Raw genomic sequence first — 24,603 nt, 5'->3', positions numbered from 1 at the left:
TAGGATCTTCGCGTGACCAACCAGACCGCCGCACCGCCCGCCGGCGGCACCGAGGTGGCGGGCCGCGTCGCCGACGTCCTGCTGCTGTTCGCCGGCGGGCCCGAGTACCTCGGCGTCAGCGCGATCAGCCGGGAACTCGGCATCTCCAAGGCCGTGGTGCACCGCATCCTGCAGTCGCTGCTGTCGCGGGAGATGCTGGAGACCGACCCGGGCACCGCCCGGTACCGGCTCGGGCCCGCCGCCGTCGCGCTGGGCGTGAGCGCGCTGCGCCGCTTCAACATCCGCAACGCCGCGGCGCCCGCGCTGCGCAGGCTGCGGGACGAGACGGGCGAGACGACGACGCTGTCGGGGCTCGTCGGCGACGAGCGGGTCTACCTCGACCAGTTCGAGAGCCCGCACGAGGTCAAGATGACGGTCGAGGTCGGGCGCCGGTTCCCGCTGCACGCGGGCTCGTCGAGCCGGGTGATCCTGGCGTTCCTGCCCGAGGAGCGGCGCGAGGCGGTCCTCGCCCGCCCCCTCGCCGCCCTCACCGACCGGACGGTCACCGACGAGGCGGTCCTGCGCGACCGCCTCGCCGAGGCCGCCCGCGAGGGCGTCGCGGTCTCCCTCGGCGAGCGCCAGGCCGACGCCGGCTCGGTCGCGGCGCCGCTGTTCGGCCCGGACGGCGCCGTCCACGGCGCGATCAGCGTCTGCGGCCCGCGCCACCGCTTCACCCCCGAGGCCGTCGACCGCTACCGCGTCCTCGTCCGCGACGCCGCCGACGAGATCACCCGCAACTGGACGACGCACCGCTAGACCGTCCGGCAGCGGACGGTCGGCCGGTTCGCCTCGACCGCGCGGACACGACGCCGAGCGCCGCCACGAGGGGGCGCCCGGCGGGGCCCTACCGCAGGGCCAGCGGCAGCCGGACGGCCGGAGGCAGGGGCGCCGGGACGAAGTTCGCCCGGAACGACTGGAGCATCAGGGCCGCGAAGCGGCGGGACACGGCCGCCCGCATCGCGGGGGACTCGGCGCGGATGCCGTTGTTCGCCATCATCGCGAGGACCATGTCCTCCAGCACGAAGTCGGCGCGCAGCTCGCCCGCCCGCTGTGCGCGGCGGATCAGTTCGAGCAGCCCGCGGACCGCGCGATCACGGTCGGCGCTGAAGTCGACCGTCCGGGGGAGCTGCGCGACGAACGCGTGGAACCCCCGGTCCAGGGCGTGCGCCTCCAGGAGCTTCTCGATCACCAGGCTGAAGCCGCGCCAGGGATCGTCCGCCGCCAGGCCCTCCTCGACGATGGCCGAGCACACGGCCAGCTCCTCGGAGAACGCCTCTGCGAAGAGGGCCTCCTTGGTCGGGAAGCGCCGGTACACGGTCGCGGCGCTCACCTCCGCGCGCCGGGCGATCTCCCGGACCGGCACGTCGGCGCCCTCTGCGGCGAACGCCGCGCGGGCCGCCGCGAGGATGCGGACCCGGTTGTCGACGGCGTCCGAACGCAGCTTCCGACTCACTTCGGCCGTCACGACTCTCACTTTAGTCAACCGGCCGCGAGCCCTCTTTACGGTGCGGCTCATGAGAGCTGTTCAGTTTTCCCAGTACGGACCGCCCGGCGTCGTGCACGTGGCCGAGGTCGAGGAACCGCACGCGGGGCCGGGAGAGGTCCGCATCGCCGTCCGGGCGTCCGGACTCGCGACGGGCGAGGTCTCCCTCCGCTCCGGGGCGCTGCGCGACGCGGTGCCCGCCGCCTTCCCGTGGCGCACCGGAGCCGAGGCCGCGGGCGTGGTGGACGAACTCGGCGAGAGCGTCACCGGAGCCGCCGTCGGCGACGAAGTGTTCGGCCTGACCTCCATGGCCGCCCGCGGCGCCAACGCCGACCACGCCGTCCTGGCCGCGTGGGCGCCCAAGCCCGCATCGTGGAGCTGGGCGGAGGCGGGCGGCGCCGCGGGCGGCGTCGAGACCGCCACCCGGGTCCTCGACCGGCTCGCGGTCCGCGCGGGGCACACGGTGCTGGTGCAGGGCGCGGCCGGGGGCACGGGGACGATCGCCGTGCAGCTGGCGGCCGCCCGCGGGGCCCGCGTCATCGGGACGGCGAGCGCCCGCAACCACGACTTCCTGCGATCGCTCGGCGCGGAGCCGACGGCGTACGGGCCCGGTCTGGTCGATCGGGTCCGGGCGCTGGCGCCGGAGGGGATCGACGCGGTGGTCGACTGCGCGGGCGGGGCGCTGCCGGACCTGGTTGCCGCCGCCGGGGACCCGGCGCGCGTGGTGACGATCGCCCCCGATCCCGCCGCGGCGGCCCATGGCGTCCACATGTCGCACACCGCGCCGTCCGGCGGCGCGGACGGGACCCTGGGCGGCGCCGACCCGCAGGCGCTGCACGGCCTCCGGACCGCGGCCGACCTCGCCGCCGCGGGGCGGCTGCGGGTGCCGGTCGCGGCGGCGTTCCCGCTCGCCGAGGCCGCCGCCGCCCACGAGCTGAGCGAGACCCGCCACGCCCGGGGGAAGATCGTCCTGGTGAACTGACGCCCCGGCCCGGCGAGGCGCCGCCTACGGCGCCTCGCCGGGCCTCGCGATGCGCTCCAGCCAGCGCATGAGCAGAGCGGCCTCGGCCGGCTCGAGGGCGTCGGTGCCGAGGAGTTCGAGCTGCGCGCGGAAACGCAGCGCCGTGGTGCGCAGGGGAGCCTCCTCCGCCGGCGCGGTCGCCGCGGTGAGCACGTGGGAGAAGACGGCGTCGCGCATCCCGTGCGACAGCGCCGGGTCGTCGAACCGCTCCGGCCGGGCGATGTGGTCGAGGGCGATCCCGACGTTCGCGGACAGGATCAGCCGCGCCGCCGTCCGCGGCGCGGCCCGCAGCGCGCCCGCCGCCGCGCACCGGACGAGCGTCGCCTCGAGCAGGTCGAACACGCGGTCCGCGGCCGTCGAGCGGGACCAGGGCCGCGGAGTGAACATCAGCCGGTAGAGGGCCGGGTTCTCCCGCGCGAACGCCATGTGGCCGTCCCAGCCGGCGTGCAGGTCGGCCACTGGGTCGCCCGTGCGCTCCTGGGCGTCCTTGAGCGCCGCGTAGCGCTCGTATCCGTGGTCGGCGACGGCGTCGAGGAGCCCGCGCTTGTCGCCGAACAGCCGGTAGAGCACGGGCTGGGTCACCCCGACCGCCTCGCAGACCGCGCGCGTGGCGACGTCCCCGTCCGCGGACGTCGCCAGCTGCCGTTCCGCGGCCTCGATCATCGTCGCGCGGAGCGCGTGCGGATCCGTCATGAAATCAATGATACGGGCTGACGGTAGCGATGATAACGAAAGGGTGGTACCGTCGTTCGTAACGGCGATACCAAGTATCGATATCACTGATAGCAGGGGGCTTTCATGAGCGAGCAGCGCGTGGCCGTCGTCAGCGGCGGCTCCCGGGGGATCGGCAGGGCGATCGCGACGAAGCTGGCGGCCCGCGGCGCCGCGGTCGTCGTCGGGTACCAGGGGGCGGCCGCGGCCGCGGGCGAGGTGGTCGACGCGATCGCCGCGGCCGGCGGACGGGCGATCGCCGCACAGGCCGACGTGGCGGACGAGGCGGCGGTGGCGGCGATGTTCGACGCCGCGGAGGAGGCGTTCGGCGGGATCGACGTCGTCGTCAACTCGGCCGGGCGGATGAGCCTGTCCCCGATCGCCGACCTCGACCTCGACGAGCTGGACGCCCTGCACCGCACCAACATCCGCGGCGCCTTCGTCATGGCCCGGGAGGCCGCGCGCCGCGTGCGGGGCGGAGGCGCGATCGTCAACCTGTCCACCTCGGTGGTGGGGCTTCAGTTCCCCGGTTACGGGGCGTACGTCGCGAGCAAGGGGGCGGTCGAGGCGATGACGCTCGTGCTGGCCCGCGAACTCCGCGGGCGCGACGTGACGGTGAACGCGGTCGCGCCCGGCCCGACCGCCACCGACCTGTTCCTGGAGGGCAAGGACGAGGCCACGATCGAGCGGCTCGCCCAGCAGCCCCCGCTGGAGCGGCTCGGCACCCCCGACGACATCGCCGAGGTCGTCGCCTTCCTGGCCGGCCCCGAGGGCCACTGGGTCAACGGGCAGGTCGTCCGCGCCAACGGCGGGATCATCTGACGATCGCCGCCGCGGACGCCGTCATCGGCGCGTCCACCTCCTCACGAACCACCACGAAGGGAAACGTCATGCCGTTCGCCAACCTCAAAGTCCCCGCCGAGACCCTGACGCCCGAGTCCAAGAAGAAGCTCATCGATGCCGTCACCGACGCCTACGCCGACGTGTACGGCGAGCGCGCGCGGGCGACCACGCTCGTGCTGGTGGAGGAGGTCCCCGACGGCGGCTGGGGCCTCGGCGGCGACGTCCTCACCGCGGAGATGCTCGGCCGGAGCTGAGCCGGGTCAGCGCAGCAGGACGGCCGCGGCGGTGATCAGCAGCCCCGCGCCGACCGCCAGGAGGACGGGCGCGAGCGCGAGCTGCGCGCGAAGGCCGCCGGGACGGTCGGCGGTGCCCTCCGGATCGGCCGGATCGTAGACGACCGGGATCCGTCGGCCGGCGCCCCGCCGCCACGCGGTCGACACCGAGCCGGCCGCCTGGACGGTCCGGCCGTCCTCGGCCGTGAAGCGGAACACCGGCGCGTACGTCGGGGACTCGCCGGGCGAGGCGATCTTCCGGTGCCCCACGATGACGCCGGTCGTCCGCCGCCACCGGCCCCGCATGCGCGCCCGCTCGCGCAGGACGGCCCCGGCGCACCCCAGGGCGGCCGCGCCGGGGAGAGCGCAGAAGGCGGCGACGAGGAGGTCCATCGCCGCCCGATCCTGGCGCCGCCCGGTGTCCGGCGCCCGCCGCCGCCGGCGACCGGGAGGCGAACCTCCGGTGACCTCTCGGTGGTGGTGCGGGCGGGCGCCCGCGGCCGTCGCGAGCGCCCGCCCGGGACGGGACGTCAGTGTTCCGGGCGCTCGAGGGCGACCCTGGGCAGGACGCGGGCGAGGGGAGCGGGGAGCCACCAGGCGCGGTCGCCCAGCAGGCGCATGATCGCCGGGACGATCAGGCAGCGGATCACGACCGCGTCGAGGAGGACGGCGACGGCGAGGCCGAGGCCGAACTGCTGGAGCATCCGGTCGGGGCTGAGGACGAACGCGCCGAACACCACGATCATGATGGCGCCGGCCGCCGTGATGACCTTGCCGGTGGCGGCGAGGCCCTCGCGGACCGCGTGCGCCGAGTCGCGGGTGCGTTCCCACTCCTCGTGCATGCGGGACACGAGGAACACCTCGTAGTCCATCGACAGCCCGAACACGATCGCGAAGATCATCACCGGGATGAAGGACTCGATCGGGCCCGGCGGGACGCCGAACCGGCCGTCCTGGAAGACGAGCGTGATCGCGCCGAGCGCGGCGGCGATCGACAGCAGGTTCAGCGCCGCCGCCTTGAGCGGGATCAGCAGCGACCGGAACACCACCATGAGCAGCAGGGCCGACAGCCCGACGACGACGGCGACGAACAGCGGCATCCGGTCGGCGACGGAGTCGGCGAAGTCCTGCGCGGCGGCCGTCGGGCCGCCGACGAGGTACTCGGCGCCGGTGCGGTCCGCGAGGGACGGCAGGACGTCGTCGCGGAGGTCGTGGACCAGGTCGGCCGTCCTCTCGTCCTGCGGGGACGTCTCCGGGTAGGCGATCACGGTGTGGGCCCGGCCGTCGGCGGAGGGGAACGCCGGGCTCGCCGAGGCGATGCCGGGGGCGTCCCGCAGCGTCTCGCTCAGGTTCGCGGGCGCGCCCTCGGTGACCACGATCAGCGGCCCGTTGAAGCCGGGGCCGAAGCCCTCGGCGAGCAGGTCGTACGCCTGGCGGCTGGTGCTCGCGGCGGCGCCGTTGCCCGCGTCGGCGAAGCCGAGCCGCATGTCGAGCGCGGGCGCCGACAGCCCCAGCAGGAGGACGACCGGGATCAGCAGCGCGGGCCACGGGCGGCGCTGCACGGCCGCGCCGAGCCGCCGCCACCGCTCGTCCCGGACCTTGTGCGCCCGCTTGCGGACGTGCCGCTGGATGCGGCCGCCGAACACGGCGAGGAGCGCGGGCAGCATCGTCAGCGCGGCCGCCATCGTCATCAGGACGGTCAGCGCGACGGCGAGCGCCACGCCCTGCAGGGCGCCGAGGCCGAGGACGATCAGGCCGAGCAGCGCGATGATCACGGTGCAGCCGGCGAAGAAGACGGTGCGCCCGGCGGCGTCGAGGGCGGTGCGGGTCGCGGCGGCGGGGTCGGCGCCGCGGATCAGCTCGTGCCGGAACCGGTAGAAGATCAGCAGCGCGTAGTCGACGCCGACGCCGAGCCCGATCAGCATCATGATCGGCGGGGTGAAGTCGGCGACGGTGAACACGTGCGAGGCCAGCGCGATCAGCCCGACCGCGCCGCCGACCGCGAACAGCGCGGTGGCCAGCGGCAGCGCCGCCGCGACGAGGGAGCCGAACAGGAACACGAGGATCACCAGGGCGGCGAGCATCCCGGCGCCCTCGGCGGCGCCGCCCCCGCCCTCCTCGGCGCCCCGGACCGGATCGCCGCCGAGCTCGATCCGCAGCCCGTCGCCCGCGGCGCCCTGCGCCGTCTCCATGATCTCGGTGACGTGCTCCTTCGGGACGTCCTCGGCCGAGCCGTCGAGGGTGACGGCCGCGTACCCGATCGTCCCGTCCTCGCTGAGGCCCCCGCCGCCGCGCGGGTCGAACGGGCCGCCGACTTCGGCGACGCTCGGCAGTCCCCGGATCTCGTCGAGCATCGGCGTGATGGCCGTCCGGTCGCCGCGCAGCCCCTCGGCGTCCTGCATGACGATCTGGACGGTCGCGCCCGCCTGCACGGACCCGTGCCGCTCCATCAGGTCCGACGCGGCCTGCGAATCCGTCCCCGGGAGCGAGAAGTCGTTGTGGTAGGCGCTGCCCGCCATCTGCGAGCCGGCGGTGATCCCGGCGACGACCACGACCCAGAGCAGCAGGGCCGTCCAGCGGTGCCGCTGCGACCAGGACGCCAGCCGCCCGAAGACGCCCGGACGCGCGTCCGGCGATCCCGCGCGGGCCGTCTCGGCGGTGTTCGCGCTCATCCGGCTCACCGCCCCGTCCCGCTGCGGCCCGCGACGCGGGCGCCGACGACCGCGCCGACGACGGCGCCGACGAGCGGCAGGCCGGCGAACAGGGCGAGCAGCGCGGCGTTGCCCTCGACGTCGAGGGTGGTGTCCAGCACGAAGTGGAAGAAGATGGCGATGGTCTCGGTCAGGACGAACCCGACCGCCCCGCCGACGAGGAAGCCGACGAGCGCGGCGCCGGCCTTCTTGCTCGCAGTCGATGTCATGCCCCCACGTTCGGGGCACGGCTTCCACCGCGGCATCGGCCCGCGGCGGGCATCGGCGCTACCACCCGGGTTGCGCGCGACCCGCCGCGACTACCGCCCCGGTTGCCGCTCGCTCATCCAGCGGGGGCTGACCATCGCCGACTCGTAGGCCATGACGACGAGCTGCGACCGGTCCCGCACGTTCAGCTTCGACATGATCCGGCTGACGTGCGTCTTGGCCGTCGCGGGGCTCAGCACGAGCTTCGCGGCGATCTCGTCGTTGCTCAGCCCGGCCGCGACCAGCAGCATCACCTCGCGCTCCCGGTCGGTGAGCGCGTTCAGCCGCGGGCCGGGCGCGGGCGCGGTGACCCGCCCGGCGAACTCCGCGATCAGCCGCCGGGTGACCGACGGGGTGATCAGCGCGTCGCCGCGCGCCGCCACCCGGACGGCGTGGATCAGCTCCGCGGGCTCGGTGTCCTTGAGCAGGAACCCGGTGGCGCCCGCGCGCAGCGCCCCGTACACGTACTCGTCGAGGTCGAAGGTGGTGAGGATGACGACGCGGACGTCGTCCAGCCGCCGGTCCCGCGCGATCAGCCGGGCCGCCTCGAGGCCGTCCATCCCCGGCATCCGGATGTCCATCAGGACCACGTCCGGGCGCAGCTCGCGGCACGCGGCGAGGGCCTGCTCCCCGTCGGCGGCCTCGCCGACGACGGTGATGTCCTCCTCGTCGTCGAGGATGGAGCCGAACCCGGCGCGCACCAGCCGCTGGTCGTCCGCCAGCAGGACCTTGATCATCGTTCGTCTCCGTTCCGGTACGGGAGGCGGGCGCGGACCAGATGGCCGCCGTCCGGGCCCGGCCCCGCGGTGAGGTCGCCGCCGAGCGCGCGGGCGCGCTCGCGCATCCCCAGGATGCCGCTGCCGGGGACCGCGGCGTCCTCGCCGGCGGTGACGGCGCCGCGGCCGTCGTCGGCGACCTCGACCAGCACCTCCCGGGCGCCCCGCTCCACGCGGACGGTCACGTGCGCGGCGCCCGCGTGCCGCACCACGTTCGTGAGGGACTCCTGGACGATGCGGTAGGCGGCCAGCCCCACCTCGGTGGGCACCGGTCGGTCCCCGCCGTCGATGCGGGCGCGGACGTCGAGGCCCGCCGCGCGCGCGGGTTCGACCAGCTCGCCGATCCGGTCCAGGCCCGGGACGGGCGCGGTGGGCGCGTCCTCGTCGGCCTGCCGCAGCACGCCGAGCGTCGCCCGCAGCTCCCGCAGCGCCTCCCGGCTCGTCTCCTTGATCGCCGCCAGCGCCGCCTCGGCCTGCGCCGGGTCGCGGTGGAAGCGGTGCAGCGCGGTGCCCGCCTGCACGTTGATCAGCGAGATGTGGTGCCCCGTGACGTCGTGCAGCTCCCGGGCGATGCGCAGCCGCTCGTCGCCCGCCGCGCGGCGCTCGGCCTCGACGAGGAAGGCGCGGCGGCTGTGGCGCACCCAGCCCAGTGCCACCATCGCCACCACCCAGCCCGCCAGCATGAACAGCGCGACGCCGTTGACGTCGCCGTTGCCGGACAGCGTACCGAGCGCGGTGCCGATGACGATCAGCGCCGCGATGCCCGACGCCGCCTGCAGCCGTCCGCGGGACGCCAGCAGGTACAGCGCCAGGATCGGCGCGATCATCAGCGGTCCGTCGTAGGTGCTGACGACGTAGTAGACGCCCGTCGCGACGGTCGAGACGATCGCGGCGGTGAGCGGCAGCCGCCGGGCGAACAGGATCCCGCACGCCACGAAGATCAGCACCCAGCCGGCCGCGGTCTGCGCCCACGGCTCCTCGCGCGCGCCGATGAGCGACCGCAGGCTGCCGACGGCGACGAGCGCCAGGACCACGACGGCGAGCGCATCGTCCGTCACACGCCATCGAGCACGCATGCGGTCAGCCTAGACGGCGGCCGGTCGCGGCGGCTCGGCGCGAAGATGCGACCAGCGGTGCGACCCGGGGTGTACGCGGGGGCCGCCGGCCGCAACCCGTGGGGTAGTCAGCCCCGCAGCACCCGGTCGAAGAAGTCGCCGACCGTCGCGTAGGAGAAGACGGTCCGCTCCTCGGCGCCGTGCGCGTCGCGGCGCGTGGCGCGGGGGAGCGGCGCGGCGTCGAGCCTGCCGTCGTCCATGAGCCCGCTCAAGGGCCCGCCCGTGGGCCCGTCCGTTCCGCCGATCTCGCCGGGGCCGCGCGGGTTGAGGAAGCCGTGCCGCACGCCGTCCAGCAGGTAGAGCGCGGCGTCGACGCCCGCCCCCGCGAGCGCGTCGTGCAGCATGACGCTCTGGTCCGGACGGACGAGCGCGTCGGCCGTCCCGTGCGCGATCAGGAACGGCGGCGCGGCCGGGGTCACGTACGCGAGCGGGCTCGCGGCCCGCGCCGCGTCCGGCAGCGCGTCCGGAGGCCCGCCGATCAGGCGAGCCTCGGGCGCGTTCGGCCCCGCCATGTGCGGCGGCGCGGCCGAGTCGGCGACGATCCGCGCGAGGTCGACCGGCCCGTACCCCTCGGCGACGGCCCGCACCGCCGCGCTTCCCGCCGCGCCGGGTTCGCCTGGCAGCGCGTCGAGGTGCCCGGTGAGGCCCGCCAGGGCCGCCAGGTGCCCGCCGGCCGACGAGCCCCACAGCCCGACGGCGTCCGCGTCGACGCCGAGCTCCCCGGCGTGCGCGCGCACGTACCGGACGGCCGCGCGCACGTCGTGGAGCTGGGCGGGGAACAGGGCCTCGCCGCTGAGCCGGTAGTCGATGCTCGCCATCGCGAAGCCCCGGGAGGCGAAGTGGACCGCGAGATCGGGCGCCATCGTCCGGTCCCCGGTGAACCAGCCGCCGCCGTGCAGCCAGATCACGACCGGCGGCGGGACGGGCGCGCCGGACGGTACGACGACGTCCATCAGCAGCGGCCCGGTGTCCCGCTCGGCGTACGCGACGGTGGAGCGGACCGTCCCGCCGGGGGCGGCGCCGTCAGCGGCCATCGGTGCGCCACTCGTGGTCGGGCATGAACAGCACGTCGTGCTCGCGCGCGGCGGCGCCGAACCGGTGCGGCTCGGGAATGAACGGACCCCGCGGCGTCTGCTCCTCCAGGGGAGTGCCGAGCGTCTCGAAGAACCGCTCGAACGTCTTTCCCGGTCCGGCGGCGACGCCGACGATCCGGCTGTGGTGCCGCTCGATGCGGTAGGCGTGCGGGCAGTCCTTCGGCACGAACCCGAAGTCGCCCTCGGTCAGCAGCCGTTCGTGCTGCTCGCCGTCGAGGTCCTCCACGAACAGCCGGACGGCGCCGTCGGTGATGTAGAAGACCTCGTAGGTGTCGGCGTGCCGGTGCGCGGGGATCGTATCGCCCTTCGGCCCTTCGCAGGTGAAGAAGTTGAAGGTGTTCTCGGTCTGCTCGCCGCCCGCGTAGATCGTGATCAGGTCGGTGAACAGCAGCGCCCGGTCGCCCATGCCCTTCTCGATGAAGTACGGCTTGCCCGGTTCCGGAGGGATGTGCGAGCGGGCGCGGTACCGCGTCGCGTACTCGATCGTCATAAATCGTCAGGCTACCTGACATTCTTTCCGGCGGCTATGCTCGGCCCGTGACGGACTCCGCGCCGGACCGCCCGGCCAGGTCGCTGCCGCAGCTGTTCGCCGACCGCAGGCGCTGGTTCGAGGAGGCGCTGTTCGGCAGCATGGAGCGCGCGGGGGAGCGGCCGGTGACCGCCGCGCAGGCGGCCGTGTTCGCGGTCCTCGACGACGGCGGCACGTCGATCTCCGAACTCGCCCGCCGGATCGGAGTCGCCCGGCAGACCGCCCACCAGGCCGTGCACGGGCTCGTCCGCATGGGGCTGCTGGAGCAGGTCCCCGACCCGGCGTCCGCCCGCAGCAGCCTGATCCGCATGACCCCGGACGGCGCCCGCGTCCACCGCCGCGCCCTCGCGACCCTGGACGTCATCGAGGACGTCCTCGTGGAGCGGCTGGGCGCGGACGCCGTCACCGCGCTCCGCGCCGCCCTCGCCGCCCCCTGGGGCGCCCCGCCCGTGGTCGAGGCCCCCGGCGGCGACGCGTCCGGCTAGGGCCTCCGCCCGATACTTAGCTCTTGCGCTAACCATTGCCGGGCTGTAACACTTAGCTTCGTGGCACAGTATTCGGCACAACTGGACGGGGTGTTCGCGGCCCTCGCGGACCCGACCCGGCGCGCCGTCGTCCGGCGCCTCGGCCGCGGGCCCGCGAGCGTCGGCGACCTCGCCGGCGAGTTCCCGATGACCCTCCCCTCGTTCATGAAGCACGTGCGGACGCTCGAATCGAACGGGCTGATCCGCACGGTCAAGACCGGCCGGGTGCGCACGTGCGTGCTCGACCGCGAACGGCTCGCCCTGATCGACGACTGGCTCGCGGAGCAGCGTCGCCTGTGGGAGGAGCGCACCGACCGCCTCGAGCGGTTCGTCACCGACCCGGAGGAGGACCCGCAATGAATCCCGATCTCGACCTCGGCCTGGAGCGGATCATCCGCGCGCCCCGCGCCGCCGTGTGGCGGGCGTGGACCGACCCGTCCCGGCTCGAACGGTGGTGGGTCCCGGCCCCGGCCCGCTGCCGGGTGGACCGCCTGGACCCGCGGCCCGGCGGGGCGTTCGTGACGCGGTACAGCGAGGACGGGGCCGCGTTCGGCCCGCACATGGACGCGTGCTTCCTCGCCGTCGACGAGCTCGAGCGCATCGTGTTCACCAACGCGGTCGACGGCTCGTGGACGCCCGTGACGCCCGACCCGGTCGCGATGACCGCGACGATCACGCTGGACGACCATCCGGACGGCACCGACTACCGGATCGTCGTCCGGCACGGCGACCCGGAGGCCCGCGCCCGGCACGAGCGGCTCGGCTTCGCCGACGGCTGGGGCACCGTCGCCGCCCAGCTCGCCGCGTTCGCGGAGGGCGCCCGATGAAGATCGCCCTCACCGAGTTCGTCACGCTCGACGGCGTCAGCCAGGGCCCCGGCTCGCCGGACGAGGACCCCTCGGACGGGTTCGCCCGCGGGGGCTGGCTCGTCCCGCACATGGACGGGACGTTCGTCCGGCGGGCGTCCGAATGGCTCGACCTCGCCGACGGCCTGCTCCTCGGGCGGCGGACCTACGAGGCGTTCGCCCGGGACTGGCCGCTGATCACCGACCCGGCCGACCCGTTCGTGGAGCGGATGAACGCGCTGCCGAAGTACGTCGTGACCGGCACCCTCAGCGAGGGGTCCTGGCATCCCACGACCGTCCTCAGGGGCGACCCGGCCCGGACGGTGGCCGAACTCAAGCGGCGGCCGGGCCGGGAGCTGCAGATCCACGGCAGTGCCCGCCTCGGCGGCTCGCTGCTGGCGGCGGGCCTGGTCGACACGCTCCGCCTCGTGGTCGCCCCGGTCGTCCTGCGGTCCGGCCGGCGGCTGGCGGCGGGCGCGGGCGAGCCGTCCGGGCTGCGCCTGCTCCGCCACGAAGCCACGCCCGGCGGCCTGCTGCTCCTCGAGTACGAGGTGACCGGCCGGGCGCGCCAGGGCGCGTACGAGGGCGTCGCCGCGTTCGTCTAGGGCCGGACGCGGCCGGGCGAGGCCGGACGCGTCCGGGCGGAGGCGCGGGATCAGTCGCCGTAGCCGTCGACGAAGCGGGACAGGAGGCGGGCGAACTCGGCGCGTTCGGCGTCGGTCCAGTTCCGCATCGCCCTCGCGAAGTGCTCCTGGCGGGTGCGGCGGGTGGCCTCGACGACCGCGCGGCCGGCGTCGGTGAGCTCGAGGTGGATGCGGCGGCCGTCCTCCTGGGAGGCGACCCGGCGGACGTAGCCGGACTTGACGGCCTCGGCGACGATCCGGCTGCCGCGCGAGGCGTCCACGCCGAGGCGGGCGGCGACGAGCCCGACGCTGACCTCCTGGCCGGGCCGGTCCGGGCCCTCGTCGACGATGTCGACCACGTGCAGGACCTGCACGTCCACGGGGAGGTTGTGCTCCCGGACCGCCGCCTTGCCGAGCCGCTGCCGGGACATCCCGCGGCGCAGCCGCACCATGCTCCGCTCGACGGCGTCGATCGCCTCCTCGCTCATGGCAGGAGAGTCTAACGCCGTCGTTGCGTCGCTCATGTATGTGCGTCTAGCATTCATTTGACTTTCGCATATGAATGTGGGGTGCACGTATGACCGTGGCAACGGACGGGCGGGCGCCGGGGGAGGGCATGACCCCCCGGCGCCGGGTGCTGGTGTTCGGCGGCCTCATGCTCGCGGGCCTGATGTCGGCGCTGGACGCGACGGTGCTCGCGACGGCGCTGCCCGCGATCGCCGGGGACCTCGGCGGCGCCGACCGGCTCGCGTGGGTCTCGACCGCCTACATCCTCGCGACGAGCGTCACCGTGCCGCTCTCGGGACGGCTCGGCGACCAGTTCGGCCGCAAGCCCGTCCACCTGATCGGGCTGCTGGCGTTCCTCGCCGGTTCGGCGGCGTGCGGGGCGGCGCCGTCGATGGGCTGGCTGATCGTGTTCCGGGCGGTGCAGGGCGCCGGGGCGGGCTGCCTGATGGGCTCGATGTTCGGGCTCACCGGCGACCTCTTCGAGCCCCGGGAGCGGGCCCGCTACCAGGGCTACTCCGCGATCAACTTCGCGGTGGCGACCGTCGCGGGGCCCATCCTCGGCGGCGTCCTCACCGACCACGCGTCCTGGCGGTGGGCCTTCTACCTGAACCTGCCGCTGGGCGTCGCGGCGGCCGTCGTGATCGTCGCGTTCCTGCGGCTGCCGAAGCCCGACCGCGAACCCCGCGTCGACTACCTCGGCATCGTGCTGCTCGGCGCCGCCGTCACCTGCTTCACCCTGTTCACAAGCTGGGCCGGGACACGCCACGCCTGGACGTCGCCGGTGGTGCTCGGCCTCGCCGCCGGGGCGGCCGTCCTGTTCGCGGCCTGGTTCCTCGCCGAACGGCGGGCCGCCGAACCGGTCGTGCCGCCGCGGCTGTTCCGCGACCGCTCGTTCGCGGCGGCCTGCGCCGTCGCGGCCGTCGGCGGCGCCACCGGCTTCGGGCTCGCGACCTACCTGCCGATGTACTTCCAGGTCGTCGGGGGAGCGGACGCCGCCCGCTCCGGGCTGCTCGTGCTGCCGATGATGCTCGGCCTGCTCGCGTCCTCGATGCTCGCCGGGCGGTACATCGCGCGGACCGGCCGCTACCACCGGCTCCCGGCCGCGAGCATGGCCGTCAGCGCCGCGGGCGTCGCGCTGCCGGCCGGCATGGACGCGGGCACGAGCATGCTCGCCGCCGGGCTGTTCATGGCGGTGCTCGGCTTCGGCGCCGGCCTGTCGCAGCAGGTCGTCGTGCTGATCGCGCAGAACGCGGCGCCGCCGCGCGACCTCGGGGCCGCGAGTCTCGGGGTGTTCGCGACGCGGATGCTCGGCACGGCGGCCGGGACGGCGGTGTTCGGCGCGATCGTGACGAACCGGTTCGCCGCGGAGGCCGCGGACCGGGTGCCCGGGGACGCGCCGCCGCTGCGGGACGCCGTCCGCCCCGAGGTCCTCGAAGCGCTGCCCGCGCCCGTCCGGGACGGCGTGGCCGACGCGTTCGCGCACGCGTTCTCGGTCGTGTTCCTGTCCGCGCTGCCGCTGCTGCTCGCGGGCCTCGCCGCCGCGCTCTCGCTGCGGCACGTCCCGCTGAAGCCGCGCGGCGGCTGAGCTACTGGCCGAGGTCGGCGTCGTGGACGAGCAGCGCGATCTGCACCCGGTTGTTCAGCTCCAGCTTGGTCAGCAGCCGGGACACGTACGCCTTGACCGTCGCGACGCTCAGCGACAGCTCGCGGCCGATCTCGGCGTTCGTCCGGCCCCGGCCGACCAGCAGCGCGACGGCCCGCTCCCCGTCGCTGAGCCGGTCGAGCGCCCCGCGGGCGCGGTCGCGGGCCGGGTCGACCCCGGAACCGGCCGCGTACGACATCAGCCGCCGCAGCACCGTCGGGGACATCATCGGCTCCCCGGCGGCGACCTGCCGGATCGCGCGGATGATCTCCGGGGGAGGGGTGTGCTTGAGCAGGAACCCGCTCGCGCCCGCCCGCATCGCCCGGACGATGTGGTCGTCGGTGTCGAACGTCGTCAGGATGATGATCTCCGGCGGCTCGCGGCGCGACCGCAGCAGCTCCGTCGCGGCCAGCCCGTCCAGCCGCGGCATCCGGATGTCCATCAGCACCACGTCGGGGCGGTGCTCGTTCACCGCGGGCACCACCTCGGCGCCGTCGGCGACGTCGGCGACGACGTCGAGGTCGCCGGCGTTCGACAGCATCATCGACAGCCCCGCCCGGACGAGCGCGTCGTCGTCCACGATGAGCACGCGGATGGAGTCCATGCCGCAAACCCTACGGGGCGGGAGAGGTGTCAGGAGCGGTGCAGGCGCCGCCCGCTCATCTCCCGCGCCGTCAGGCTGAACCAGGCGCCGCGGTGCCCGGCGGGCCACGGCTCCACCCGCGTGACGCCGTCCCGCTCCTCCTCCGACAGCGGATGGGCGCCGCCGCGCAGCAGGACGCTCCACCCCTCGTGCGTCCCGGCGTCGATCCGGTCGACCTCGAACGCGACGCGGACCTGCCCGCCCGGCACGGCCGTCAGCAGGCTGCGGTTCATCCGGGCCGACTCCGACGTCCGGAAGATCACCGACTCGCCGTCGACCGCGTAGTTCACCGGGATGACCGTGGGGCCCTCGCCGTCGTCGAACGCGACCCGGCCGATGCCGCCGGGAGCGATGAGGCGCAGGCACTCCGCCCGGTCGAGCTCTTCGAGGACGGGCTGCGCGGAGGACTCTGAAGCCATGTCCCTCCCCATGCCCGGCCCCCGGCCCGCCATGCATCCTCACAGGGGCAGCCGGGCGCGGAGCCGGAACCGGCCGCCCGCGGCGCCGTGCTCGAGCGTCCCGCCGAGCAGCGCGACCCGCTCCGCCAGCCCCACCAGGCCCGCCCCGGCGCCGGGCAGCGCCGGTTCCCGGCCGGGCGTCGTCGCGTTGTCCAGCTGGATCGTCAGCTCCCGCCCGGCCTCCAGGACGACCCGCACGACGGCGTCCGGCGCGTGCTTGCGGGCGTTCGTCAGCCCCTCCTGGACGATCCGGTAGGCGTGCCGCCCGACCCGGTCGGGGACGGCGGCGGGGTCGGCCACGCGGTCGTCCAGCTCGATCCGGGCCCCGGCGGCCCGCGCCTCCCGCACCAGCTCCGGGACGTCGGCGAGCGTCGGCTGCGGGCGCTGCGCGTCCTCGCCGGGGCCCGGGGCGCGCAGCACCCAGATCACCTCCCGCAGGTCCTCCATCGCCTCGTACGCGCTGCGCCGGATGATCCCGACGGCCTCGCGCTGCTCGGGCGGCGTGTCCGGGCGGAACTCCAGCGCGCCCGCGTGCACGGCCAGCAGCGAGATGCGGTGCGCGAGGACGTCGTGCATCTCCCGGGCGATCCGCTCCCGCTCCAGGTGGCGGGCCTCCTCGATGCGCAGCCGCTGCCCCTCCTCGGCCTGCCGGGCCCGCTCCCGCAGCGACTCGACGAGCTGCCGCCGGGACCGGAGCAGCAGCCCCGTGGCGACCAGCACCATGTAGCCGAGCACGAACACGACGACCGACTCCAGCCGTTCCCGCGTGCTCAGTTCGTGCGGCGCGACGGTGAAGACCACCACGAGGAACGCGCAGTTCATCAGGCACAGGACGGCCGTGGGCCGCCAGGGGCGGTGGATCGCGACCGTGAACACCGCCATCGCGGTGGCGCCCCACGAAACGGAGTTGGTGAAGCCCCAGGCCGTCAGGAACAGCGTCACCCCGAGCGGCCACCGGCGGCGGAACAGCATCAGGACCAGCAGGCCGATGCCGCCGAGCAGCGCCTCCTTGGCGTCCTCGAGCGGGCCCGGCGGCGCCGGGTACGTCTCCCTCGAGCCCGCCAGGACGACGAGACCGATCAGCAGGGCGCACGCCGTCACGAAGACGTCGCGCACCCACGCGCGGGCGGACCTGCGGAGAATCACGTGCACCAAGCTAGCCGCCGGGCGCCCCGCCGGCAGTGGCCGCAGGTCGCCCGGACGATCGACTTTGGTAGCCCCTCGCGCGGATCAGCCGAGCTTCGCGACCGTCAGCAGGACGACCGAGTCCTCCAGCGCCTCGAGGGCGTGGCGGGCCGGCGGGACGATCAGCAGATCGCCCGCGATCCCGTCCCAGGCGTCGTCGCCGCTGAGCAGCCGGACGCGCCCGGACCGCACCAGCACCGTGGCCTCCCCGGGATTCTCGTGCTCGGACATGCCCGTGCCGGCCGTCAGCGCGATCAGCGTCTGCCGCAGCACGTGCTCGTGCCCGCCGTGGACGGTCTCGGCCGCCCGTCCCGACGATGCGGCGGACGCCCGTTCGAGGAGCCCGCGGGCCTGCGCGTCCAACGAGAGCTTCTGCATGCCACGGTCCTTCCCGCGCCCCCGCCCGTCACACGGGCCGTTTGGGGCGCGGGAATCACGTCCCGGTCCGGCTACCGGGGTCCCGGCCCGTCGCCGGCGGCGGCGCGGTCCAGCAGGAGGAGGGTGCGCTCGACGCCCCGGGCGCCCACCACCGGCGCCTTCTCCGGGGGCGTGCCCGGCGCGAGCGCGAGCCGGACGGCGTCGGCCTTGCCCTCGCCCGCCGCCAGCAGCCACACCTCCCGCGCGGATCGCAGCGACGGGTACGTCAGCGAGATCCGGGTCGGGGGCGGCTTCGGCGCGTCCCGCACCGCGACGACCGGGTCCGCGGCGGTCAGCTGCGGCATCCCGGGGAACAGCGACGCGACGTGCGCGTCCGGTCCGACGCCCAGCATCAGCACGTCGAACGCGGGCACGGGACCGTTCCCGCCGGCCGCCGCCGCCAGCTCGGCGGCGTACCGCCGCGCCGCGGCCTCGACGTCGTCGCCGTCGGGACCGTCGGACGCGGGCATGGCGTGCACGCGGGCCGGGTCGGCGTCGACGCGGTCGAGGAGCGCCTCCCGCGCGCCCGTCTCGTTGCGCTCGGGATCACCGGACGGCAGGAACCGCTCGTCCCCCCACCACACGTCCACGCGCCGCCAGTCGACCGCGTGCCGGGCGGGGGAGGAGCCGAGCGCCGTGAGGACGGCGGTGCCGACGCCGCCGCCGGTCAGCACGATCGACGCGACGCCCCGCTCCGCCTGGGCGTCGGCGATCGCCGTGACGAGCCGGGCCGCGGCGGCCTGGGCGACCGCGTCCGCGTCCGGGTGCGGGACCGCCAGCGGGCCGCTCACGCGTCCCCCGCCGCGCCCGCGAGGTCCTTGGCGAACCGGGCCGCCGCGTCCTGGTACACCTCGTCGGGGTCGAGCCGCCGCAGCTCCTCGGCCAGCAGCTCCGACATCGGCCGCCGCATCAGCGACACCTGCCGGTCCGGCTGGTCCGGGCGGCACAGCGTCGCGACGCGGCCGTCCGGGCGGTCCACCACGATGTCGCCGGACGCCGTCCGCAGCCGGACGCCGGTGATGCCGGGGCCCTCGGAGACCGTGCGGCCCACGGTCACCCCGAGGCGGATCGACAGCCACGCCGCCAGCAGCTCCGCGCTCGGGCTGTCCGGCTCGGCCATCACCTCGCCGGACAGGATCTCGTCGTGGTCCTGGTCGAGCGCCGCCGCCAGCAGCGACCGCCAGTTCGTGATCCGCGTCCAGGTGAAGTCGGTGTCGCCCGGACGGTACCCGGCGGCGAGCTGCGCGAGGGTGCCGAGCCGGTCGCGGGCCGCGTAGGCGTCGGTCACCCGCCGCTGCGCCAGCCGGCCGAGGGGGTCCTTGGCGGGCGCCTTCGGCACCTTCCCGCCGGGCCACCACGTCACCACGGGGGTGTCGGGCATCAGCAGCGGGACGACGACCGAGTCGGCGTGCTCGGCGAGCGGGCCGTACATCCGCAGCAGCACCGTCTCGCCCGGCCCCGTCTCGCCGATGCGGATCTCGGCGTCCAGCCGGGACGAGTTGCCGCGCGGGTCGCGCGAGATGACGGTCAGCACCCGGCACGGGTGCTCGCGCGACGCCTCGGTCGCCGCGCGGACCGCGTCGTACTGCGCCGACTCGTCCGTCACGATGATCAGCGTCAGGACCATGCCGACCGCCGGACCGCCCATCAGGTGCCTGGCCTGGGTGAGCGCGTCCTGGATCTTGCGGGTCGAGGTCCCGGCGAGGTCGATGTTCATCAGAGCCTCCTCCACGTGCGGCCGTCCCGCGCCATCAGCTCGTCGGCGCTGTCGGGCCCGTAACCGCCGGACTTGTACTGGTCGACGTCGCCGCGCTCGGCCCAGAACTCCTCGATCGGGTCGAGGATCTTCCAGGACAGCTCGACCTCCTCCTGCCGGGGGAACAGCGGCGGGTCGCCGATCAGCACGTCCAGCAGCAGCCGCTCGTACGCCTCGGGGGACGCCTCGGTGAACGACTCGCCGTACGCGAAGTCCATGTTGACGTCGCGGATCTCCATCGAGGTGCCGGGCACCTTCGAACCGAACCGGACCGTGATGCCCTCGTCCGGCTGCACCCGCATGACCAGGGCGTTCTGCCCCAGCTCCTCGGTGTCGGTCTGCGAGAACGGCTGGTGCGGCGCCTGCTGGAACACCAGCGCCACCTCCGTCACCCGGCGGCTGAGCCGCTTGCCGGTGCGCAGGTAGAACGGGACGCCCGCCCAGCGGCGGTTGTCGATCTCCAGCTTGACCGCGGCGTAGGTCTCGGTGCGGGAGTCGGCGGGGATGCCGTCCTCCTGCAGGTAGCCCTTGACGTTCACGCCGCCCTGCCAGCCCGCCGCGTACTGGCCGCGCGCGGTGGACTCCGCCAGGTTGCCCGGCACCCGCACCGACGACAGGATCTTGGCCTTCTCGGCGCGGACGGCCTCCGCGCTGAACGACGTGGGCTCCTCCATCGCCGTCAGCGCCAGCAGCTGCAGCAGGTGGTTCTGGATCACGTCGCGGGCCGCGCCGATGCCGTCGTAGTAGCCGGCCCGGCCGCCGATCCCGATGTCCTCGGCCATCGTGATCTGCACGTGGTCGATGTACCCGCGGTTCCAGATCGGCTCGAACATCGAGTTGGCGAACCGCAGCGCCAGGATGTTCTGCACCGTCTCCTTGCCGAGGTAGTGGTCGATCCGGAAGATCGACTCCTCGGGGAACACCCGGTGGACGGTGTCGTTCAGCTCCTTGGCGGTCGCCAGGTCGCGGCCGAACGGCTTTTCGATCACGACCCGCCGCCACGACCCGTCCGTCCGGTCGGCCAGGCCGCTGCGCTGCAGCTGCTCCACCGCCTGCGGGAAGAACTTCGGCGGGATCGACAAGTAGAACGCGTAGTTGCCGCCGGTGCCGCGGCTCTCGTCCAGCTCCTTGACGGCCATCGCCAGCGCCTCGAACGCGCCCGGGTCGCCGAACTCGCCGGGGACGAAGTGCATGCCCTCCGACAGGTGCCGCCAGACGTCCTCGCGGAACGGGGTCCGGGCGTGCGCCTTCACCGACTCGTAGGCGATCTGCCGGAAGTCCTCGTTCTCCCAGTCCCGGCGGGCGAACCCGACCAGCGAGAACCCCGGCGGGAGCAGGCCCCGGTTCGCCAGGTCGTAGATGGCCGGCAGGAGCTTCTTGCGGGACAGGTCGCCGGTGACGCCGAACAGCACGAGCACGCACGGCCCGGCCACCCGCGGCAGGCGCTTGTCCCGCGGGTCCCGGAGCGGATTGGCTGACTCGGTCACGTGGCGGCCCCCTCTGCTCGCACCCTGTCTTCTCCTGCTCTGTCCACCGCGGGTTTCCTCACGGCCACTCTCGTCACTGGGCATCTGTCACTGGGCATCATGCTCAAGACACGCATACATGTTCTGATCCCGTGTGTCCCCCGACGGCGCCGAATTAGTGGCGCCGGGGCGGGATCACCCCTCTCCTCTTGCGGCGTCGAGCAGCCGGGCGAGTCCCGCCCAGCGGTTCTCCAGGTGCAGCCGGACCACCGGGCGGCCGTCCGCGCGCGCGGCCCGCGCGTCCCCGAGGGCCCGCGCGAGCTGCAGCATGCCGAGCCCGTGGTAGCGGTCCGGGACGGGCACGTCGCGGACGACATTGCCCGTCACCAACAGGTAGACGCCCCGGTCCCGCCGATCATTCCCCGCGCCGGACCCGCCGGGGGAGCCCTCCGGAACCGGGCCGCGGCCGCCCCACGCGACGGTCACCGGACGGTCGCAGCGCGCGGCCAGCAGCGCCGCCAGCCGCCGCACCTGCGTGCCCTGCCCGCGCGTCTCGTCCGGGTCCAGGTAGGCGACGACCGCCAGGTGCTCGCGGGGGCCGACCAGCGCCGCCAGGCCGTCCAGGAGGCGCGCCAGGTCGGGCGCCTCGGCGAGGGACGGGACGGTCGTGTGCACCTCGACGGCCCGGCCCGGGTCGCCGTCGGCGAACACCGGGTCGCCCGTCCCGTCGTCCACCGTCAGCGGGGCCCGCCGCGGCGGCGGGGCGAGCGGGTCGCCGCCCAGCAGGTAGGCGGCCACGGCCGCCGCGTATTCCCACACGACGAGCTGCGCGGCGAGCGGGCCCGTCACCGTGGCGTCGTCCTGGTGGGGGCGGCCGTCCAGCGTCACGAGGAACAGGTCCGGGTCGGGCACCACGGGCAGGCCGCCGCCCTGCACGACCGTCGTCAGCCGGCCGCCGGTCGCCTCGTCCAGCAGCCGCGCCGCCCACCCTGCCAGGCCCGGCAGCGCGGCGGGGTAGCCGCCGAGGACGAGCGTGCCGCGGCCCGCGCGCACCGCCCCGCCCAGGATCGCGCCGAGCACCAGCCCCGGGTTGCCCTCCGGGCGGGTCAGCGCGGGCAGCACCGCCGTCGCCCCGTCCAGCAGCGCCGCCGCGTCCGCGCCCGCGAGCGCCGCCGGGACGAGCGCGTACGGCGACAGCGCCCCGAACGCCGTCTGCGCGGGGGCCTCGACGAGCGGCCTGCCCTCCTCCGTCGCCGCCTTGGCCGCCGCCGAGTCGGCGGGCGCCACCGTGACGACCCGGCGCGCGAGGACGTCCGCGGGAACGTCCGCGTCGCGCATCAGGCCGAGCAGGACGCGCCGGAGCGTGTCGGTGACCGGGTCGTCCCCGGCGACCACGACCAGGGTCCCGGCGAGCCCCGCCGGGTCGGCGGCCAGGCGGGTGAGCGGCCCCGGCTCCAGGTCGTCCAGCACGGTCAGCGGCAGGACGTCCCGGGTGCCCGGTGCGCCCGGCCCGGCGGCCCGGACGATCGCCTCGGCGGCGCGCACCGCGGAGCCCCGCCCCACCAGGACGACCCGCGCCGGCGGCCCCGCCTCGGCGGCGTCCGCGAACAGCCTCCGCCGCAGCTCCGCCACCCGCTCCAGCACCGCGCGGCCGGGCCCCGGCTGGCCCGGCCAGCACAGCCGCCGCCCCTCGACCTCGGCCGTGGCGGCCGACGGCCACAGCATCGCGTCCTCCGACGCGAGCCGGACCGGGACCTGGTCGATCCACAGCCGTCCGAGCACCCGCTCGGCGGCGTCCTTGAGCGGCCTGCGCGCGGTGACGACGGCGTCGCCCGCGACGACCGAGCTGTGGTTCGCGACTCCGGGGGTGCCGTGTCCCGGGCTCACTGCCCCCGCCCCGCGGAGACCATCGACGCGACCTCCCGCACCGCCTCGGTCAGCCGTCCGGCGCCCTCCACCGGGTTGCGCAGATGAAGCCGGATGACCGGCAGGCGGCGCGCCCGAAGCGCCCGCAGCTCGCCCAGCGCGCGCGCCAGCCGCAGCTGCGCAAGGCTGTAGGGACGGCCGGGGACGGGGTGCGCGGCGAGCGCGTCCCCCGGCACCGGGTCCCCGGTGATGATCAGGAACGCGCCGTTGCCCGGCCCCTCCTTGTGCACCGGGGCGGTCGCGTGCGGGTAGGCGGGCCCCGGCCCGTACGCCACCGGACGTCCGGACGCGCGGGCCAGCGACGGCGCCAGGTAGCGGCCCGAGAAGTCGCCCGACAGGTACGTCATCACGGCCAGGTAGCCGTCGGCGGGCACCGACCCGACCAGGCCGCCGAGGACGGTGCGCAGGTCGGCGTGCGCGGGCCACGGGAAGTCGACGTACACCTCGATGTCGTCCTCGGTGTACGCGGGGCGCTCGGACGTCAGCGGGCCGCCCGCCGCCGCGCGCAGCAGCGTCGCCGCGTCGTCCTCGGCCTCCTGCACCGCCGTGGCGCCGGTCTCGAACGGGTTCACCCCGAGCAGCCACCCGGCGACCGCGGTCGCGTACTCCCACAGCAGGAACTGCGCGCCGACCGGCGCCAGCACCGCGGTGTCGGAGTCGTCGTGCGCCGCCGACGGCGGGTTCAGCGCGACGCCGTGCACGTCGGGGAACGACCCGCGGCAGCCGGACGGCTCGAACGCCACCACGCCGCGGCCCCGCCGCCCGGTGCCGACCGCGAGGAGCTGCGACACCCACGCGCTCAGCGCGCCGGGACCGCCCGGCTCGCGCAGCACCACCTTGTCGCGGGCGATCCCGCCGGGGCCCTGCTGCGCGCAGCCGCCCAGCACCGCCCCGAGCAGCAGCCCCGGGTTGTCCTCCTCCTTGGACAGCGACGGCACCAGCGACGCCGCGTCCTCCAGCAGCGCGTTCGCGTCGGCGCCCGCCAGCACCGCCGGGACCAGCCCGTACGCCGACAGCGCGCCGAAGTGCCCCGGCAGGTACGGGTCGGTCAGCCCGATCCGGTAGCCGTTCTGCCGGGCGAAGTCGTGCAGCGGGCTGCCGTGGTCGGTGATCACCAGGAAGCGGCCCGCGATCTCCCGCTGAGACAGCCCGCGGTCGCGGAACGCGCCCGCGAAGATGCGGCGGTAGGCGTCCCCCTCCAGGGACACGCCGGCCTTGCTGGCCAGCACCACGAGCGTCCGGTCCAGCCGCTCCAGCGCGAACGCGAGCGCCGCGGTGTCGCTGCCGTCCAGCACGGTCAGCTCACCGGCCGGGCGGTCCGGCCGCCCGGCCGCGGTCCCGGTCGCGCCGCCGGACGCGTGCGCCTCCATGATCGCCTGCGCGGCGAGGCTCTCGGCGCCGACGCCGATCAGCACGATGTGGTCGAGACCGGAGTAGCGCGCCTCGGCGACCAGGCCCTCGACCTGGTTCAGCAGCCCGCGGGACGCGAACGGCAGGTCGAGCCAGCCGAGCCGGCTGTGGTCGACCGCGCGCCGCCCCCACAGCTCGGGGTCCTTGGCGGCCAGCGCCCCGGGGACGCCGCAGCTCACCAGATAGTCCCGCGCCTGCAGCGCCGAGTCGAGCACGTCGCCGCGCGTCAGTACGTCGAATCCGGACACGTTCCCTCCTGCCTGTCCCCATCGTTTCGGGAGAGAACGGTCATTGGCGACCATCTCCGTTGATCTTCCGTTGTGCCGTGACGATCAGGGCGGCGCGGGACAGAGTAGCGCGA

At 75.2% G+C, this 24,603-nt stretch carries 28 protein-coding genes; 9 read left to right on the top strand and 19 right to left on the bottom strand.

All coding sequences use genetic code 11. The features are described from left to right. Window positions 1–12: 12 nt before the first annotated feature. Window positions 13–795: an IclR family transcriptional regulator gene (locus AB0L25_RS30495; RefSeq protein ID WP_500176179.1), complete on the top strand. Its 783-nt coding sequence runs from the start codon at window positions 13–15 to the stop codon at window positions 793–795. An 88-nt stretch (window positions 796–883) separates the two neighbouring features. On the opposite strand, the gene AB0L25_RS30490 is transcribed toward AB0L25_RS30495, so the two are convergent. Further along, on the bottom strand, window positions 884–1,504 hold the full coding sequence (locus AB0L25_RS30490; protein ID WP_500176178.1) for a TetR/AcrR family transcriptional regulator: 621 nt from the start codon (window positions 1,502–1,504) through the stop codon (window positions 884–886). 49 nt (window positions 1,505–1,553) lie between these two features. On the opposite strand from AB0L25_RS30490, the gene AB0L25_RS30485 reads away from it, so the two are divergent. After that, complete coding sequence (locus AB0L25_RS30485; RefSeq protein WP_500176177.1) at window positions 1,554–2,504, top strand: NADP-dependent oxidoreductase; 951 nt, start codon at window positions 1,554–1,556, stop codon at window positions 2,502–2,504. Between the two features lie 24 nt (window positions 2,505–2,528). Here the strand turns inward: AB0L25_RS30485 and AB0L25_RS30480 are convergent, their stop codons facing one another. Then, window positions 2,529–3,236, bottom strand: coding sequence for a TetR/AcrR family transcriptional regulator (locus AB0L25_RS30480; RefSeq protein ID WP_500176176.1), 708 nt, complete (start codon window positions 3,234–3,236; stop codon window positions 2,529–2,531). 105 nt (window positions 3,237–3,341) lie between these two features. On the opposite strand from AB0L25_RS30480, the gene AB0L25_RS30475 reads away from it, so the two are divergent. Together AB0L25_RS30475 and AB0L25_RS30470 are read left to right on the top strand one after the other, a co-directional pair. Next, window positions 3,342–4,076 carry an SDR family oxidoreductase gene (locus AB0L25_RS30475; protein ID WP_500176175.1) on the top strand — a complete coding sequence of 245 codons (735 nt, stop codon included), beginning with the start codon at window positions 3,342–3,344 and terminating at the stop codon, window positions 4,074–4,076. 68 nt (window positions 4,077–4,144) lie between these two features. Beyond that, window positions 4,145–4,351: a 4-oxalocrotonate tautomerase family protein gene (locus tag AB0L25_RS30470; RefSeq protein ID WP_500176174.1), complete on the top strand. Its 207-nt coding sequence runs from the start codon at window positions 4,145–4,147 to the stop codon at window positions 4,349–4,351. Window positions 4,352–4,357: 6 nt separating this feature from the next. On the opposite strand, the gene AB0L25_RS30465 is transcribed toward AB0L25_RS30470, so the two are convergent. From AB0L25_RS30465 to AB0L25_RS30435, 7 genes are all read right to left on the bottom strand, one after another. Continuing rightward, window positions 4,358–4,762 carry a DUF3592 domain-containing protein gene (locus tag AB0L25_RS30465; RefSeq protein ID WP_500176173.1) on the bottom strand — a complete coding sequence of 135 codons (405 nt, stop codon included), beginning with the start codon at window positions 4,760–4,762 and terminating at the stop codon, window positions 4,358–4,360. Window positions 4,763–4,899: 137 nt separating this feature from the next. Continuing rightward, window positions 4,900–7,041 carry an MMPL family transporter gene (locus tag AB0L25_RS30460; protein ID WP_500176172.1) on the bottom strand — a complete coding sequence of 714 codons (2,142 nt, stop codon included), beginning with the start codon at window positions 7,039–7,041 and terminating at the stop codon, window positions 4,900–4,902. Window positions 7,042–7,046: 5 nt separating this feature from the next. Then, window positions 7,047–7,289: a hypothetical protein gene (locus tag AB0L25_RS30455; protein ID WP_500176171.1), complete on the bottom strand. Its 243-nt coding sequence runs from the start codon at window positions 7,287–7,289 to the stop codon at window positions 7,047–7,049. Between the two features lie 90 nt (window positions 7,290–7,379). Further along, a complete protein-coding gene (locus AB0L25_RS30450; RefSeq protein WP_500176170.1) occupies window positions 7,380–8,063 on the bottom strand; it encodes a response regulator in 684 nt (227 codons plus the stop codon). Next, the gene (locus AB0L25_RS30445; protein ID WP_500176169.1) at window positions 8,060–9,178 is read right to left on the bottom strand and encodes a sensor histidine kinase; all 1,119 of its coding nucleotides are present in this window, start codon (window positions 9,176–9,178) and stop codon (window positions 8,060–8,062) included. The genes AB0L25_RS30450 and AB0L25_RS30445 overlap by 4 nt, the downstream gene beginning before the upstream one ends. A 107-nt stretch (window positions 9,179–9,285) precedes the next feature. After that, window positions 9,286–10,251 carry an alpha/beta hydrolase fold domain-containing protein gene (locus AB0L25_RS30440; RefSeq protein ID WP_500176168.1) on the bottom strand — a complete coding sequence of 322 codons (966 nt, stop codon included), beginning with the start codon at window positions 10,249–10,251 and terminating at the stop codon, window positions 9,286–9,288. Further along, the gene (locus AB0L25_RS30435; RefSeq protein WP_500176167.1) at window positions 10,241–10,801 is read right to left on the bottom strand and encodes a quercetin 2,3-dioxygenase; all 561 of its coding nucleotides are present in this window, start codon (window positions 10,799–10,801) and stop codon (window positions 10,241–10,243) included. Before AB0L25_RS30435 ends, AB0L25_RS30440 begins: the two co-directional genes overlap by 11 nt. Before the next feature lie 47 nt (window positions 10,802–10,848). Here AB0L25_RS30435 and AB0L25_RS30430 point away from each other — a divergent pair, with 47 nt between their 5' ends. From AB0L25_RS30430 to AB0L25_RS30415, 4 genes are read left to right on the top strand one after another with little or no spacing between them, the layout of a single operon-like run. Next, window positions 10,849–11,325, top strand: a complete 477-nt coding sequence (locus AB0L25_RS30430; protein ID WP_500176166.1) for a MarR family winged helix-turn-helix transcriptional regulator — start codon at window positions 10,849–10,851, stop codon at window positions 11,323–11,325. Between the two features lie 60 nt (window positions 11,326–11,385). Further along, on the top strand, window positions 11,386–11,724 hold the full coding sequence (locus AB0L25_RS30425) for an ArsR/SmtB family transcription factor (RefSeq protein ID WP_500176165.1): 339 nt from the start codon (window positions 11,386–11,388) through the stop codon (window positions 11,722–11,724). Further along, window positions 11,721–12,191: an SRPBCC domain-containing protein gene (locus tag AB0L25_RS30420; protein WP_500176164.1), complete on the top strand. Its 471-nt coding sequence runs from the start codon at window positions 11,721–11,723 to the stop codon at window positions 12,189–12,191. Before AB0L25_RS30425 ends, AB0L25_RS30420 begins: the two co-directional genes overlap by 4 nt. Beyond that, window positions 12,188–12,814 carry a dihydrofolate reductase family protein gene (locus AB0L25_RS30415; RefSeq protein WP_500176163.1) on the top strand — a complete coding sequence of 209 codons (627 nt, stop codon included), beginning with the start codon at window positions 12,188–12,190 and terminating at the stop codon, window positions 12,812–12,814. Before AB0L25_RS30420 ends, AB0L25_RS30415 begins: the two co-directional genes overlap by 4 nt. A 50-nt stretch (window positions 12,815–12,864) precedes the next feature. Here the strand turns inward: AB0L25_RS30415 and AB0L25_RS30410 are convergent, their stop codons facing one another. Further along, window positions 12,865–13,320, bottom strand: a complete 456-nt coding sequence (locus AB0L25_RS30410) for a MarR family winged helix-turn-helix transcriptional regulator (RefSeq protein WP_500176162.1) — start codon at window positions 13,318–13,320, stop codon at window positions 12,865–12,867. Window positions 13,321–13,409: 89 nt separating this feature from the next. Between AB0L25_RS30410 and AB0L25_RS30405 the strand changes: the two genes are divergently transcribed. Then, window positions 13,410–14,924, top strand: a complete 1,515-nt coding sequence (locus AB0L25_RS30405; RefSeq protein WP_500176161.1) for an MDR family MFS transporter — start codon at window positions 13,410–13,412, stop codon at window positions 14,922–14,924. A gap of 1 nt (window position 14,925) precedes the next feature. Here the strand turns inward: AB0L25_RS30405 and AB0L25_RS30400 are convergent, their stop codons facing one another. From AB0L25_RS30400 to AB0L25_RS30360, 9 genes are all read right to left on the bottom strand, one after another. Continuing rightward, window positions 14,926–15,585 carry a response regulator transcription factor gene (locus AB0L25_RS30400; protein ID WP_500176160.1) on the bottom strand — a complete coding sequence of 220 codons (660 nt, stop codon included), beginning with the start codon at window positions 15,583–15,585 and terminating at the stop codon, window positions 14,926–14,928. Window positions 15,586–15,614: 29 nt separating this feature from the next. Beyond that, complete coding sequence (locus tag AB0L25_RS30395) at window positions 15,615–16,043, bottom strand: pyridoxamine 5'-phosphate oxidase family protein (RefSeq protein ID WP_500176159.1); 429 nt, start codon at window positions 16,041–16,043, stop codon at window positions 15,615–15,617. Window positions 16,044–16,082: 39 nt separating this feature from the next. After that, entirely contained in the window at window positions 16,083–17,228 is a 1,146-nt protein-coding gene (locus AB0L25_RS30390) for a sensor histidine kinase (RefSeq protein ID WP_500176158.1), read from the bottom strand. Window positions 17,229–17,312: 84 nt separating this feature from the next. Beyond that, window positions 17,313–17,645, bottom strand: coding sequence for a cupin domain-containing protein (locus AB0L25_RS30385; RefSeq protein WP_500176157.1), 333 nt, complete (start codon window positions 17,643–17,645; stop codon window positions 17,313–17,315). 71 nt (window positions 17,646–17,716) lie between these two features. Beyond that, complete coding sequence (gene pgl / locus AB0L25_RS30380) at window positions 17,717–18,475, bottom strand: 6-phosphogluconolactonase (RefSeq protein ID WP_500176156.1); 759 nt, start codon at window positions 18,473–18,475, stop codon at window positions 17,717–17,719. Continuing rightward, window positions 18,472–19,401 (bottom strand): glucose-6-phosphate dehydrogenase assembly protein OpcA, encoded by a 930-nt coding sequence (opcA, locus tag AB0L25_RS30375; protein ID WP_500176155.1) that lies wholly within the window; start codon window positions 19,399–19,401, stop codon window positions 18,472–18,474. The genes pgl and opcA overlap by 4 nt, the downstream gene beginning before the upstream one ends. Then, window positions 19,401–20,927: a glucose-6-phosphate dehydrogenase gene (gene zwf, locus AB0L25_RS30370; protein WP_500176154.1), complete on the bottom strand. Its 1,527-nt coding sequence runs from the start codon at window positions 20,925–20,927 to the stop codon at window positions 19,401–19,403. The genes opcA and zwf overlap by 1 nt, the downstream gene beginning before the upstream one ends. A gap of 174 nt (window positions 20,928–21,101) precedes the next feature. Continuing rightward, window positions 21,102–22,793, bottom strand: coding sequence for a glucose-6-phosphate isomerase (locus AB0L25_RS30365; protein ID WP_500176153.1), 1,692 nt, complete (start codon window positions 22,791–22,793; stop codon window positions 21,102–21,104). Then, a complete protein-coding gene (locus AB0L25_RS30360; RefSeq protein ID WP_500176152.1) occupies window positions 22,790–24,490 on the bottom strand; it encodes a phosphoheptose isomerase in 1,701 nt (566 codons plus the stop codon). Before AB0L25_RS30360 ends, AB0L25_RS30365 begins: the two co-directional genes overlap by 4 nt. Window positions 24,491–24,603: the final 113 nt, after the last annotated feature.

The organism is Spirillospora sp. NPDC052242, assembly GCF_040679555.1.
Taxonomy (GTDB): domain Bacteria; phylum Actinomycetota; class Actinomycetes; order Streptosporangiales; family Streptosporangiaceae; genus Spirillospora.
The sequence above is the reverse complement of the archived record's forward strand: the minus strand, read 5'-3'. Positions and strand labels throughout refer to the sequence as shown.